13 protein-coding genes are annotated in these 13,256 nt (G+C 63.7%); 7 read left to right on the top strand and 6 right to left on the bottom strand.

Annotated features, from left to right (window positions below; all coding sequences use genetic code 11):
- Positions 1–40 precede the first annotated feature (40 nt).
- A complete protein-coding gene (msrA, locus tag E7811_RS08260) occupies positions 41–670 on the top strand; it encodes a peptide-methionine (S)-S-oxide reductase MsrA (RefSeq protein WP_136394040.1) in 630 nt (209 codons plus the stop codon).
- A 3-nt stretch (positions 671–673) separates the two neighbouring features.
- Here the strand turns inward: msrA and E7811_RS08255 are convergent, their stop codons facing one another.
- Positions 674–1,534, bottom strand: a complete 861-nt coding sequence (locus E7811_RS08255) for a ribokinase (RefSeq protein WP_136394039.1) — start codon at positions 1,532–1,534, stop codon at positions 674–676.
- Between the two features lie 15 nt (positions 1,535–1,549).
- Positions 1,550–3,805 carry an NADP-dependent malic enzyme gene (locus tag E7811_RS08250; protein ID WP_136394038.1) on the bottom strand — a complete coding sequence of 752 codons (2,256 nt, stop codon included), beginning with the start codon at positions 3,803–3,805 and terminating at the stop codon, positions 1,550–1,552.
- 134 nt (positions 3,806–3,939) lie between these two features.
- Between E7811_RS08250 and mutS the strand changes: the two genes are divergently transcribed.
- Entirely contained in the window at positions 3,940–6,582 is a 2,643-nt protein-coding gene (gene mutS / locus E7811_RS08245; protein WP_136394037.1) for a DNA mismatch repair protein MutS, read from the top strand.
- Between the two features lie 13 nt (positions 6,583–6,595).
- Here the strand turns inward: mutS and E7811_RS08240 are convergent, their stop codons facing one another.
- Complete coding sequence (locus E7811_RS08240; RefSeq protein ID WP_136394036.1) at positions 6,596–7,126, bottom strand: nucleotide exchange factor GrpE; 531 nt, start codon at positions 7,124–7,126, stop codon at positions 6,596–6,598.
- Positions 7,127–7,151: 25 nt separating this feature from the next.
- Entirely contained in the window at positions 7,152–8,222 is a 1,071-nt protein-coding gene (gene hrcA, locus E7811_RS08235) for a heat-inducible transcriptional repressor HrcA (protein WP_136394035.1), read from the bottom strand.
- Positions 8,223–8,338: 116 nt separating this feature from the next.
- Here hrcA and rph point away from each other — a divergent pair, with 116 nt between their 5' ends.
- Genes rph through E7811_RS08210 form a run of 5 tightly spaced genes read left to right on the top strand, consistent with a single transcriptional unit; the run spans position 8,339 to position 11,552 of the window.
- The gene (gene rph / locus E7811_RS08230; RefSeq protein WP_136394034.1) at positions 8,339–9,052 is read left to right on the top strand and encodes a ribonuclease PH; all 714 of its coding nucleotides are present in this window, start codon (positions 8,339–8,341) and stop codon (positions 9,050–9,052) included.
- Positions 9,053–9,057: 5 nt separating this feature from the next.
- Entirely contained in the window at positions 9,058–9,666 is a 609-nt protein-coding gene (rdgB, locus tag E7811_RS08225) for an RdgB/HAM1 family non-canonical purine NTP pyrophosphatase (protein WP_136394033.1), read from the top strand.
- Complete coding sequence (locus tag E7811_RS08220) at positions 9,663–10,037, top strand: RidA family protein (protein WP_136394032.1); 375 nt, start codon at positions 9,663–9,665, stop codon at positions 10,035–10,037. The genes rdgB and E7811_RS08220 overlap by 4 nt, the downstream gene beginning before the upstream one ends.
- A 1-nt stretch (position 10,038) precedes the next feature.
- The gene (gene hemW / locus E7811_RS08215; protein ID WP_136394031.1) at positions 10,039–11,202 is read left to right on the top strand and encodes a radical SAM family heme chaperone HemW; all 1,164 of its coding nucleotides are present in this window, start codon (positions 10,039–10,041) and stop codon (positions 11,200–11,202) included.
- Positions 11,199–11,552, top strand: a complete 354-nt coding sequence (locus E7811_RS08210) for a YbaN family protein (protein ID WP_136394030.1) — start codon at positions 11,199–11,201, stop codon at positions 11,550–11,552. The genes hemW and E7811_RS08210 overlap by 4 nt, the downstream gene beginning before the upstream one ends.
- Here the strand turns inward: E7811_RS08210 and E7811_RS08205 are convergent.
- Both E7811_RS08205 and E7811_RS08200 read right to left on the bottom strand, forming a co-directional pair.
- Positions 11,527–12,444, bottom strand: coding sequence for a ParB/RepB/Spo0J family partition protein (locus E7811_RS08205; protein ID WP_136394029.1), 918 nt, complete (start codon positions 12,442–12,444; stop codon positions 11,527–11,529). The two genes, E7811_RS08210 and E7811_RS08205, sit on opposite strands and share 26 nt — an antisense overlap.
- A gap of 5 nt (positions 12,445–12,449) precedes the next feature.
- Positions 12,450–13,256: a ParA family protein gene (locus E7811_RS08200; protein ID WP_136394028.1), complete on the bottom strand. Its 807-nt coding sequence runs from the start codon at positions 13,254–13,256 to the stop codon at positions 12,450–12,452.

The following is a 13,256-nucleotide window of genomic DNA, read 5'->3' as shown; positions in this document are numbered from 1 at the left end:
GGACTTGCCGTCATGGTTTGGTTTCGTGATGGAGGTGTGAATGAAGATATTGGCGTTATCAGGAATTTTGTGCGCTGCGCTTGCGGCATCGGCCCATGCCGCACCCGAAAAGGCCATTGTCGCTGGTGGGTGCTTCTGGTGCGTCGAGGCCGATTTCGAAAAGGTGCCGGGTGTGATCGGTGCCGTTTCGGGCTATACGGGCGGGTCCGAACAGAACCCGACATACAAGCAGGTTTCCGGAGGCAGGACGGGACATTACGAGGCGGTCGAGATCACCTTTGACAACGCTCGGATCAGCTATGACGACATCCTGCACCTGTTCCTGCGGTCGGTCGATCCGACCGATGCGGGAGGGCAGTTCTGCGACCGGGGAAAAAGCTATCGCACGGCGATCTTTCCTTTGAACGCGGCCCAGGAAGACGCGGCGCGGCGCGCCATCGCAAAGGCGGGCGCCGACCTGGGGGCAAAGATCGCGACCCCGGTTCTTGGCGCTGGCCGGTTCTGGCCTGCCGAGGACTATCACCAGGATTACTACAAGAGCGGCGACATCGTGATCACACGCGCCGGGCCGAAATCGAAAGCGAATGCCTACAAGTTCTATCGCGAGGCCTGCGGCCGCGACCAGCGGGTCAGGCAGTTGTGGGGATCGGCGGCGGCCTTTGCCAAATAGGCTCTAATCCTGCAGGAATGCGGTGACGTCCGCGGCATCCGGCATGGCCTCGCCCGCGCCGGCGCGTGTCACCTGGATCGCCGCAGCCGCCGAAGCGCGGCGCATCGCCTCGGGCCGGGAAAGCCCCGCATCCAGCGCGGCTACGAGATTGCCGATGAAACAGTCGCCCGCCCCTGTCGTATCGACGGGCCTGACACGAAAGGCGGGAACCGAAAGCACCTCGCCCGACGGGGAATGCCATTCGGCCCCCTTTGCGCCGCGGGTCACGATCCGTTCCACCGGGGGAACCTGCCCGAGCGCCGCTTGCAGTTGCGCGGCCTCGCCTTCGTTCATGACCAGAAGGTTGGTAAAGGGCAGAACCTCGCGCACGGCATCAACATCGAACGGCGCGGCGGAATAGACGACGCGCAGGCCGCGTTCCCGCCCGATCCGCGCCGCCTCGGCCTGGGCGGATGTTTCGTTCTGCAAAAGCAGGAAATCCCCGACCCTTGCATCCGCCAGCGCGCCTTCCACCTGATCGCGATCGGGCAGCAGATTGGCGCCCGGAAACAGGATGATCGCGTTCTCGGCCTGCGCATCGACCGTGATGATCGCATGGCCTGTGGGGGTGTCGGTGATCCGGATGGCGTCTGTTCCAACGCCAAAAGCACGCAACCGCGCCAGCACCCGATCGGCATCGGGACCGACGGCCCCGATGTGATGCACCACGGCCCCTGCGCGCGCGGCGGCGACCGACTGGTTCGCGCCCTTTCCACCCAGCCCGGTCGAATAGGACAGGGCCGCAAGCGTTTCGCCCGGGGCGGGCAGGTGCGGCACCTGATAGACATGGTCGATGTTGACCGAACCCAGGTTCCAGACCGCCATGACCGCCCCCCGCCGCTAGCCGATCTTGGACGCGGCAAGCGCCGCCATGTTCAGGATGTCGTTCACCGTCGAATTGGTGGAACAGATCTGGATCGGCTTCCTGACGCCGGTCAGGATCGGGCCGATCACGGTCGCTCCGGCCATTTCCTGCATCAGCTTGACCGAGATCGACGCCGAATGACGCGCTGGAACTACCAGAACGTTCGCCGGTCCGGTCAGGCGGCAGAACGGGTATTGCGCCATCACATCGGCATTCAGCGCCACATCGACGGTCATTTCGCCTTCGTATTCGAAGTCGACGCCCATCCTGTCCAGCACCCTTGGCGCCTCGTGCATTTTCGCGGCGCGCTCTGAAACCGGATAGCCGAAGGTCGAGAACGACACGAAGGCCACCCGAGGATCGAGGCCGAAGTGACGTGCCACGCCCGCCGCCTTGATCGCAATCGTCGCCAGATCATGTTCGTCGGGCCATTCATGCACCAGCGTGTCGGTGATCAGCACGATCCGACCCTTGTGCAAAAGCGCCGTCACCCCAACGGCCCCGTCGGTGGCCTTGGCATCGAAGACATGGTTGATCAGTTGCAGCACATGCGCGGATTTGCGGGTGGCCCCGGTGACAAGCCCATCGCCATGTCCGTGCTGCAGCATCAGTGACGCAAACACATGCCGGTCGCGCGCGGCCAGACGGTGCACGTCGTGCCGGTCAAACCCCTGCCGTTGCAGGCGGTGGTACAGGAAATCCTTGTACTGATCGAGATGGCGGGTGTTGGCCGCGTTCACCACCTCTAGCTCGCGGACTGCCTCGCCGAGGCCGGCGGCATCCAGCTTTTCGCGCACATCGGCGTCGCGGCCGACGACCAGCGCCTTGCCCAGGCCCGACCGCTGATAGGCCACTGCCGCGCGCAGGACGCGGGGATCGTCACCTTCGGCAAAGATCATGCGGGCCTGCGCCGCGCGGGCGCGGGCATGCACACCCTGAAGGATGCTGGCCGTCGGGTCCATCCGGGCCTTCAGGCTTTGTTCATAGGCCTTCAGGTCGATGATCGGCCGCCGCGCCACCCCGGTATCCATGCCCGCCTTTGCGACCGCGGGCGGGATCACATAGATCAGCCGCGGATCGAAGGGCGTGGGGATGATGTAATCGCGCCCGAAGGAAAGCTTGCGCCCATAGGCCATCGCGACCTCGTCCGGCACATCCTCGCGCGCAAGCCGCGCCAACGCCTGGGCACAGGCGATCTTCATCTCGTCGTTGATGGCGCGGGCGTGGATATCCAGCGCCCCCCGGAACAGATAGGGGAAGCCAAGGACGTTGTTGACCTGATTGGGATAGTCGGACCGCCCGGTCGCCACGATCGCATCGGCGCGCACCGCATGGGCCTCTTCCGGCGTGATTTCCGGATCGGGGTTCGCCATTGCGAAGATCACCGGGTTGTCGGCCATGCTGGCGACCATCTCGGGCGTCACAGCGCCCTTGGCCGACACGCCGAGGAACACGTCCGCGCCGGCCATCGCCTCTTCCAGCGTGCGCAGCTCCGTGTTCGCGGCATGGGCCGATTTCCACTGGTTCATGCCTTCGGTGCGGCCCTGATAGATCACACCCTTGGTATCGCACATGATGCAGTTGTCATGCCGCGCGCCCATCGCCTTGAGAAGTTCCAGGCAGGCGATCCCGGCAGCCCCAGCGCCATTCAGGACGATCCGGCAATCCTCGATCTTCTTGCCCGACAGTTCCAGTGCGTTGATCAGGCCCGCCGCACAGATCACGGCCGTGCCGTGCTGGTCGTCATGGAACACGGGAATGTCCATGATCTCTTTCAGGCGCTGTTCGATGATGAAACATTCCGGCGCCTTGATGTCTTCAAGGTTGATGCCGCCGAAGGTTGGCCCCATCAGCGACACGGCCTTGATGATCTCGTCCGGGTCTTCGGTATCCAGCTCGATATCGATGGCGTTCACATCGGCGAACCGCTTGAACAGGACCGCCTTGCCCTCCATCACCGGCTTGGACGCCAGCGCCCCGAGGTTGCCCATGCCCAGGATCGCCGTCCCGTTCGAGATGACGGCGACCATGTTGCCCTTGACGGTGTAGTCATAGGCCGTTTCCGGCGCGTCCGCGATGGCCTGAACGGGAACCGCAACGCCCGGGCTGTAGGCCAGCGAAAGATCGCGCTGCGTCGCCATCGGGGTCGAGGCGACCACATCGTATTTTCCGGGGCGCGGTTCCAGGTGATAGGCAAGCGCCTCTTCGGGGGTGATCTTCGTTCGGGTCATCAGGGGGCCATCCTGTATATCGCAAGCCCTGCCCTCTTAGCGCCCCCACGGCCCTGTCACAACAAGAGTTGCACTTGCGCCTTCCCCCTTCCGGGGCGGTTTTGTAGGGTTTCCGGGCAGCAAGGGGGAAACTCGTGAACGACGATAGCGTCACGCCGATGATGGCCCAGTATCTGGAGATCAAGGCCCAGAATCCGGGGGCCCTGCTGTTCTACCGGATGGGCGACTTCTACGAGATGTTCTTTGACGATGCGGTGGCCGCAGCCGAGGCGCTGGACATCGCGCTGACCAAACGCGGCAAGCACCTTGGCGAGGATATCGCCATGTGCGGCGTGCCCGTCCATTCGGCCGAAGGGTACCTGTTGTCGCTGATCCGCAAGGGGTTTCGCGTGGCCATCGCCGAACAGCTGGAAGATCCGGCCGAGGCGCGCAAGCGCGGATCAAAGGCGGTGGTGCGGCGCGATGTGGTGCGGCTTGTCACGCCCGGAACCCTGACCGAGGATTCGTTGCTGGAAGCGCGGCGCCACAACTTCCTTGCCGCCTGGGCCGAGGTGCGGGACGAAGCGGCGCTTGCCTGGGCCGACATATCGACCGGCGAATTGCGGGTGATGCCCTGCCCGCTGGCGCGGCTGGCCCCCGAACTGGCCCGCCTTGCCCCGCGCGAGGTTCTGGCCAGCGAGGCAAAAGAGGCCGATCTGGCTGCAATAGTGACGGATTCGGGCGCCGCGTTCACGCCGCTCGCGCGGTCCGCCTTCGACAGCACGGGGGCCGATGCACGGCTGTGTGCGCTGTTTCAGGTGGGCACGCTGGATGCCTTCGGCACCTTCGACCGCGCCGAACTTTCCGCGATGGGGGCACTGGTCGAATACCTGAACCTGACGCAACGCGGGAAACTGCCGCTGCTGCGCCCGCCGCAAAAGGAATCGCTGGGCGGGTCGATGCAGATCGACGCGGCGACACGGCGGAACCTGGAAATCACGCAATCGCTGTCGGGAGGGCGGGACGGGTCTCTTTTGTCGGTGGTGGACCGGACCGTGACGGCAGCCGGGGCACGGCTTCTTGAACGGCGCCTGTCCAGCCCCGCACGTCATCTGGGCACCATTCATGCACGGCTGGAATCGGTGCGCTTTCTGCTCGAACAGAGCCGTTTTCGGCAGGAATTGCGTGACTTGCTGCGACGCGTCCCGGACATGGACCGCGCCTTGTCGCGCCTTGCGCTGGATCGCGCCGGGCCGCGCGACATCGCCGCCATCAGGGCGGGCCTGACCCAGGCCGGGGCGCTGGCGCAGCGGCTTTCAACCAACCTGCCCGGCCTGCTGGCCGAGGCGGCGACGGCGCTGACCGGGCATGATGGCCTGATCGACCTTCTGGATCAGGCGCTGGTGGCCGAACCCCCGCTTCTGGCGCGGGACGGCGGTTTCATCGCCCCCGGATACGATGTGGAGTTGGACGAAACCCGCACGCTGCGCGACGAGGGCCGCGCCGTGATCGCGGGCATGCAGGCCGATTTCATCGAAAAGACGGGAATCCAGAGCCTGAAGATCAAGCACAACAACGTGCTGGGCTACTTCATCGAGACGACATCGACCCACGCCGAAAAGATGCTGGCGCCGCCGCTTTCGGAAACCTTCATCCACCGGCAGACGACGGCCAATCAGGTGCGGTTCACCACGCTGGCGCTTTCCGAGATGGAAACGCGGATCCTGAACGCCGGAAACCATGCGCTTGAGATCGAAAAGCGTCACTATTCCAGCCTCAGAGAGGAAACCCTGGCCCGGTCGGCTGCAATCGCCGCTACGGCGAGGGCGCTGGCCGAGATCGACCTTGCGGCGGCCTTCGCCGATCTGGCAGCCGAAGAGGGCTGGACCGAACCGGTCGTCGACGACAGCCGCGCCTTCCTTGTGTCCGGCGGTCGGCACCCGGTGGTGGAACGGGCGCTGCGCAGGCAGGGGGGGCAGCCCTTTGTCGCCAACGACTGCGCGCTGACTGATGCGGACACGCCCGCCATCTGGCTGCTGACCGGGCCGAACATGGCCGGCAAGTCGACCTTTCTGCGGCAGAACGCGCTGATCGCGCTTCTGGCCCAGTCCGGCAGTTTCGTTCCGGCAACCTCGGCGCGGATCGGGCTTGTCAGCCAGCTTTTCAGCCGGGTGGGCGCGTCGGATGACCTGGCGCGGGGCCGGTCCACCTTCATGGTCGAGATGGTGGAAACCGCCGCGATCCTGAACCAGGCGGATGATCGGGCGCTGGTCATCCTGGACGAGATCGGGCGCGGCACGGCCACATACGATGGTCTGTCCATCGCCTGGGCGACGCTGGAACATCTGCACGACGTGAACCGCTGCCGGGCGCTGTTTGCAACCCATTACCACGAGATGACCGCGCTTTCGGCCAAGCTGGACGGAGTCGAGAACGCAACCGTCACGGTCAAGGAATGGGAAGGCGAGGTCGTGTTCCTGCACGAGGTGCGCAAAGGCGCAGCCGACCGCAGCTATGGCGTGCAAGTGGCGCGGCTTGCGGGCCTGCCGTCGGCGGTGATCGACCGGGCCAAGGTGGTTCTGGAGGCGCTGGAAAAGGGCGAACGCGAAGGATCAAGCCAGAAGGCGCTGATCGACGACCTGCCCCTGTTCCGCGCCACCCCGCCGGTTGCGCCGCCACGGGCGGAACCGAAGGCTTCTGCCATCGAGGCGGCACTGAAGGGGGTTCACCCCGACGAACTGACGCCCATCGAGGCGTTAAAACTGGTCTATGACCTGAAGGCGATGCTGCCCGGCTGAACCGGGCGGCGCATCACTGGGTGTTTGACGACACGCCGACCTGCGCGGGGCGCAGAAGCCGGTCATGGATCATGAAGCCCTCGGTCATGACCTGGATGATCTGACCGGCCTTCGTGCCCGGCACCGGGGCCTCGAACATCGCCTGATGCTGCTGCGGATCGAACTGGTCGCCCACCTTGGGCGAAACGGTCGTCACGCCGTGCCGCCCCAGAACATTGACCAGCTCGCGCATCGTCAGCTCCACCCCTTCAAAGAAGGCCGAGACCTGTTCGCGCTGTTCGTCGCCCACGGCATCCAGTGCGCGCTTGAGGTTGTCATAGACGGGCAACATGTCGCGGGCGAGTTTGGAACCACCATACTGTTCGGCTTCCCGGCGATCGCGTTCGCCCCGCTTGCGCGCATTTTCGGCATCGGCAAGCGCCCGCATGAACCGGTCGCGGAAATCGTCACGCTCGGCGCGGAGGGCTTCGATTTCATCCAGTTCGGCGAAATCCTCGAGCCCCTCTTCGATCAGATCCTTTTCGGATGCGTGTTCCTGCGACATGTCTTCTTCCTCAGTATTTCCAACGTCAGACCACACCCCGGTCTGAAACCAGCCGTCCGATCAGTTGCGCGGTGTAATCCACAATCGGAACGATTCGGCCATAGTTCAAACGGGTCGGACCGATGACACCCACGGCGCCGATGATCTTTCGGTCAGCGTTCATATAGGGAGAGACGACCAAAGAGGAACCCGAAAGTGAGAAAAGCTTGTTCTCGGAGCCGATAAAGATGCGCACACCCTCGCCGGTTTCCGCCAGTTCCAGGAATTCGGTGATGTCGCGTGTGCGTTCAAGATCATCGAACAGCTGGCGGATGCGTTCCACATCGCGCGCCTCGGCGCTGTCGTCGATCAGATTCGACCGGCCGCGGACGATCAGCCTTTCGCTTGCCAGCCCGGCGTTTTCCCAGACGGCCAGACCGCTTTCGACCAGATCGCGTGCCAGCGTGTCGATCTCTTGCCGCCGTCGGACCATTTCGTTGCGCATGGCCTTGACCAAATCGCCCAACGTCTTGCCTTCGGCCAGCGCGTTCAAGAAATTCGCGGCCTCGCGCATCGACGACGGCGTCTGCCCGGCGGGCGGGGTGAACACGCGGTTTTCGACATGGCCATCCGCAAAGACAAGGACGACCAGCGCGCGATCCGGACCGAGGCTGACGAAATCGATATGCCGGATGGGCGCTTCATGCTTTGGCGCAAGAACTAGGCTGGCGCCGCGCGTCAGTCCCGAAAGCGCGCTTCCGATCCGGTCAAGCAGCGTGCCAACGTCGGCCTCGTTCGAGCCGAGCGTCGCGTCGATACGTTCCCGGTCGTGGGCGGCGACGGAACCGATTTCCATCAGGCCATCGACGAACATCCGCAGGCCAAGCTGCGTGGGAACCCGGCCGGCCGACACATGCGGGCTGTCCAGCAGGCCCAGATACTCCAGATCCTGCATGACGTTGCGGATCGTCGCTGCGCTGACCTTTTCGTTCATCGTGCGGGTCAGCGTGCGCGAGCCCACCGGATCGCCGGATTCAAGATAGCCCTCGACGACCCGACGAAACACCTCGCGCGAGCGATCGTTCATTTCTGCCAGAAGTTTGCGACCGTCAGACATGGCTGCTTTCCAAGGGACCACAGACATTAAAGTTGACCCGAGGGGCGCGTCAATCAGGGTTGCATCCCGTGCCATCGGGCCGCTATCTCAGCCCGGACCGATGAAAGGATGAAACGATGCGCCCCTCTGGCCGTAAACTGGACGAACTGCGCCCGGTTTCCATTGAAATCGACGTGATGAAACATGCGGAAGGGTCCTGCCTGATCCGCATGGGCGAAACCCATGTGCTGTGCAGCGCCACCGTCGAAGACAAGCCGCCGCCGTTCCTGAAGAACACCGGCCTTGGCTGGGTGACGGCGGAATACGGGATGCTGCCGCGCGCCACCAACAGCCGGACCCGGCGCGAGGCCGCGGCCGGAAAGCAATCGGGCCGGACGCAGGAAATCCAGCGCCTGATCGGTCGCGCCCTGCGCGCGGGCGTGGACCGTTCGGCGCTTGGAGAGCGTCAGATCGTCATCGACTGCGACGTGATCCAGGCCGACGGCGGCACGCGCTGTGCCTCGATCACGGGGGGCTGGGTTGCCCTTCGCCTGGCGGTCAACCGGCTGATGAAGGCGGGGATCATCGTCTCGGACCCGATCCTGGATCATGTCGCCGCGGTGTCCTGCGGGGTCTATGCGGGCCAGCCGGTGCTTGACCTCGACTATGCCGAGGACAGCACCGCCGGGACCGACGGCAATTTCATCATGACCGGCGCGGGCCGGCTGATCGAAGTGCAGATGTCCGCCGAGGGTGCGACCTTCTCGCGCGCCGAGATGGGGCGGCTTCTTGACCTTGCCGAGGCGGGAAACACCATGTTGGTGGCGGCGCAGAAGGCCGCGCTGGGGTAAGGGCGATGCGGAAATTCCAGGGCGACCGTCTGCTGGTCGCCACGCACAACAGGGGCAAGCTTGAAGAGATCGCCAGGCTGCTGGAGCCCTACGGGATCAGCGTGACATCCGCTGCCGATCACGGCCTGCCGGAACCGGTGGAGACCGAGGAAACCTTTGTGGGGAACGCCCGGATCAAGGCCCACGCGGCCGCGCGCGCCACGGGCCTGCCCGCGCTTTCGGACGACTCGGGCATCAGCATCGACGCGCTGGACGGAGCGCCGGGGGTTCACACCGCGGACTGGGCCGAAACGCCCGACGGTCGCGATTTCGGGATGGCGATGAAGAAGACCTGGGACCTGCTGGAGGCTGCCAAGGCCCCCTTCCCGCGTCACGCGCAATTCCGCTGCACGCTGGTGCTGGCCTGGCCGGACGGGCATGATGAAGTGTTCGAAGGCGTGATGCCCGGTCAGGTGGTCTGGCCCATGCGGGGCGACCAGGGGCATGGCTATGACCCCATCTTCCAGCCGGAGGGGTTCGACCAGACCTTCGGCGAGATGGACAGGTGGCAGAAGAACCAGATCAGCCATCGGGCCGATGCGTTCCGCAAGCTGGTGAAGGGGTGTTTCGAATGAAGCGGATTTCCACCGGGTCGCCCTTCGAGGCGAAGATGGGCTATTCCCGCGCCGTCGTGAAGGGTGGCTGGTGCTTTGTGTCGGGCGTCACGGGATATGACTATCGCACGATGACAATCCCGGTCGATGTGGCGGCACAGGCCACCAACTGCTTTGCCACGATCCGGGGCGTCCTGACGGAAGCGGGGTTCGAGATGGCCGATATCGTCCGGGTGCAGTATACCGTCACCGACGCCGCGCTTGTCGACGCCATCCTGCCGGTTCTGGCGGAAAACCTGGGCGAGATCCGCCCCGCCGCGACGATGGTGATCGCGGGGCTCATCAAGCCGGAAATGCTGATCGAGGTCGAAGTGACGGCCTTCAAGGGGTGACATGGAAGACTGGCGGCACGGCGGTTTCGGGCTTTACCTGCATTGGCCGTTCTGCCAGTCGAAATGCCCCTATTGCGACTTCAACAGCCATGTCGCGGCCCGCATCGATCAGGGCAACTGGCAGAATGCCTATCTGCAAGAGATCGACAGGATCGGGGGTGAGACCGGCAACCGGGTTCTGAACACGGTCTATTTCGGCGGCGGTACCCCGTCGTTGATGGAAGGACGGGTTGTCGGCGCGATCCTCGAACGGATTGGCAAGACATGGACCCTGGCCAATGACATCGAAATCACGCTTGAGGCAAACCCCGGTTCGGTCGAAGCGGCGCGGTTTGCCGACTACCGCGCGGCGGGGGTCAATCGCGTTTCGCTTGGTGTTCAGTCACTTAGGGATGCGGACCTGCGCCGGTTGGGACGCCTGCATGATGCCGCCGCGGCCCGCGATGCGCTGGAAATTGCAAAGCGCACCTTTGATCGCGTCAGTTTCGACCTGATCTATGCGCGGCAGGATCAGACCCTTTCGGACTGGGAAGCCGAACTGGGCGAGGCGCTGCAACTGGCGGCAGGACACCTTTCGCTTTACCAGCTGACGATCGAAAGCGGCACGGCCTTTGGCGACCGGCTCGCGGCCGGAAAGCTGCGGGGCTTGCCGGACGAGGATCTGTCCGTCGACTTTTTCGAGCTGACCCAATCCATGACCGAGGCTGCGGGGATCCCGGCCTATGAAGTCTCTAATCATGCGGAACCGGGCAATGAATCCCGTCACAACCTGATCTACTGGCGATCGGGTGACTTTGCCGGGATCGGGCCTGGCGCGCACGGAAGGCTGACCCTGAATGGGCGGCGGATCGCGACAGAAACGGCACGGAACCCAAACGCCTGGCTGTCTACGGTAATGGCCGGACGATCGGGCGATTCGCTTCGGGAAACGCTGGACCAATCGCAGATCCTTGAAGAGTTTCTGGTGATGGGGTTGCGCACGTCAGAAGGGCTGGACGTCGCTCGGCTGTCCAGCCTCTGCGGAAAGAAAGATTTTTCAAGTGATTTCAAAGATTTGGAAGATTTTGGATTGATTTCCACGACGCCGCACAAGTTGATGGCTACCGCAAAAGGGCGGCTTGTTCTGAACCGCCTGATCGAAGAAATCGCGACGAGGCTGGAATGAGGTGGCTCTGGGCAGCGGCTGGCCTGATTGCAGTGGGACTGGCCTTCATAGGGATTTTCCTGCCGCTGGTCCCGACGGTGCCATTCCTACTGCTGGCCGCGTTCTGCTTTGCACGGTCGTCCGAACGGCTGCACAACTGGCTTCTCAGCCACCCGACATTCGGCCCCCCGATTCTTGACTGGACCACCCGGGGCGCGATCGCGCGGCGTGGGAAGGTCCTGGCAAGCGTCTCGATCGCTGCGGTTTTTGCTGTTTCTCTGGCCCTGGGCCTGCGGCCGGCGATCCTTGTGGTTCAGGCCGTTGTGCTGGGGGCCGTGCTGATCTTCATATGGACCCGTCCCGAGGCGTAGCGGACAGCACCCGGCACAGCAGATCGAGATCGTCAAGCGTGTTGTAGCGAATCGAAAGGACGCCGCTTTCAGTTCCGGCCTGATGGTTGATCGAAACGCCCATTCCGAGGTTTGCCGATAGATCGCCTTCGAGGGCGCGCGTGTCTGCGTCCTTCTCGGTGTGTCCGCTGCGCCCTGTTGCCCCCCCCCTCGTCGCCGCCTGCGGAGCTGCCGCGGCCTTGGCGAGTTTTTCAGTCTCGCGCACGGAGAGCCCCTTGGCGATCACATGACGGGCAAGCGCGACCGGATCATCAGAGGTGATGAGCGCGCGGGCGTGACCGGCACTGAGCCTTCCATCACGGACATGATCCTGCACTTCGGAAGGAAGATTCAACAGACGCAGAAGGTTGGCCACATGGCTGCGGCTTTTGGAAAGGACCTCGGCGAGCTGGTCCTGCGTATGACCAAAGCGATCCATCAACTGACGGTAGGCGGCAGCCTCTTCCATCGGGTTGAGGTCGGAACGCTGAATGTTCTCGATGATAGCGACTTCAAGGACCTCTGTATCATCGTATTCGCGCAAGATGACCGGGACATCATGCACCTGCGCCCGCTGTGCTGCGCGCCAGCGACGCTCGCCGGCGACGATTTCATAGCCACCGCTGGCGCGGGTTCGCACGATAAGGGGCTGAAGGACACCTTTCTGCCGGATCGATTCGGCCAGATCGGCAAGCGCATCCTCGGCAAAGGTCCGCCGCGGCTGAAGCGGATTCGGATGCAGCTTTTCAATGGGAACAAGGAAGTCTGCGCGCCGCGGGCCAGATTCCTGCGCGGGTTCGGTTGTTGCCGAAACATCGGCCATCAACGCCGAAAGGCCGCGACCCAGGCCGCGCCGTTCCTGTTTCTTGTCCATCGGCGTTACTCCTTCCTTGCGGGTAGACCGCGGCGGCCCGCGATTTCTTGTGCGAGAGCGCGATAGGATTCCGCGCCCCTTGATGATCCGTCATACTGAAGAACCGAAAGCGCGAATGACGGCGCCTCGCTCAATCGGACGTTCCTGGGGATAACGGTCTTGAACACCAGCTCCCCAAGGGTTTCGCGCGCATCCTTTTCCACCTGCTGGGAAAGGTTGTTCCGAACGTCATACATCGTTAGGACAACCCCTTCGATCCTGAGGTTCGGGTTTGCGGATTGGCGCACCTCGCGGATGGTCAGCATCAGTTGCGACAGGCCTTCCAGCGCAAAGAACTCGCTCTGCAACGGAACCAGCACCGAATCCGCGGCCACCAGCGCGTTCACTGTCAGAAGGCTGAGCGAGGGCGGGCAGTCGATGAAGATGTAGTCAAAGCCATAAGGCTCCATCTCGTTTTGCCGCAGGGCGTCACGCAGAAGGAAACTGCGCCGTTCGGACGAGACAATCTCGATATCGGCCGACGACAGGTCGGCGTTGGCGGGCGAGATGAACAGGCCCTCCACGCGGGTGGGTCGGACGACCGAAACGGGGGACGCACCATCAAGGATCAGATCATAGGTGGAAACCTGACGATCCGATTGATCTACGCCAAGGCCCGTGGAGCTGTTTCCCTGCGGGTCGAGATCCACAAGAAGCACACGATGGCCAAGTTCGGCCAGTGCTGCCGACAGGTTGATGGCTGTCGTGGTCTTGCCGACACCGCCCTTCTGGTTGGCAATGGCGATTATGGCTGCGGGCTGGGTACCGGACAT

It is taken from the genome of Aliigemmobacter aestuarii (assembly GCF_004799285.1).
Classification (GTDB): Bacteria; Pseudomonadota; Alphaproteobacteria; order Rhodobacterales; family Rhodobacteraceae; genus Aliigemmobacter; species Aliigemmobacter aestuarii.
Note: the sequence above shows the minus strand (reverse complement) of the source record. Positions and strands in the feature narration are given on the sequence as shown.

Bases quoted from the DNA above. Each gene is read 5' to 3' on its own strand.
- msrA (WP_136394040.1), top strand. From the start codon at position 41: ATGAAGATATTGGCGTTATCAGGAATTTTGTGCGCTGCGCTTGCGGCA.
- E7811_RS08255 (WP_136394039.1), bottom strand. From the start codon at position 1,534: ATGGCGGTCTGGAACCTGGGTTCGGTCAACATCGACCATGTCTATCAG.
- E7811_RS08250 (WP_136394038.1), bottom strand. From the start codon at position 3,805: ATGACCCGAACGAAGATCACCCCCGAAGAGGCGCTTGCCTATCACCTG.
- E7811_RS08240 (WP_136394036.1), bottom strand. From the start codon at position 7,126: ATGTCGCAGGAACACGCATCCGAAAAGGATCTGATCGAAGAGGGGCTC.
- hrcA (WP_136394035.1), bottom strand. From the start codon at position 8,222: ATGTCTGACGGTCGCAAACTTCTGGCAGAAATGAACGATCGCTCGCGC.
- rph (WP_136394034.1), top strand. From the start codon at position 8,339: ATGCGCCCCTCTGGCCGTAAACTGGACGAACTGCGCCCGGTTTCCATT.
- rdgB (WP_136394033.1), top strand. From the start codon at position 9,058: ATGCGGAAATTCCAGGGCGACCGTCTGCTGGTCGCCACGCACAACAGG.
- E7811_RS08220 (WP_136394032.1), top strand. From the start codon at position 9,663: ATGAAGCGGATTTCCACCGGGTCGCCCTTCGAGGCGAAGATGGGCTAT.
- hemW (WP_136394031.1), top strand. From the start codon at position 10,039: ATGGAAGACTGGCGGCACGGCGGTTTCGGGCTTTACCTGCATTGGCCG.
- E7811_RS08210 (WP_136394030.1), top strand. From the start codon at position 11,199: ATGAGGTGGCTCTGGGCAGCGGCTGGCCTGATTGCAGTGGGACTGGCC.
- E7811_RS08205 (WP_136394029.1), bottom strand. From the start codon at position 12,444: ATGGACAAGAAACAGGAACGGCGCGGCCTGGGTCGCGGCCTTTCGGCG.
- E7811_RS08200 (WP_136394028.1), bottom strand. From the start codon at position 13,256: ATGTCCGGTACCCAGCCCGCAGCCATAATCGCCATTGCCAACCAGAAG.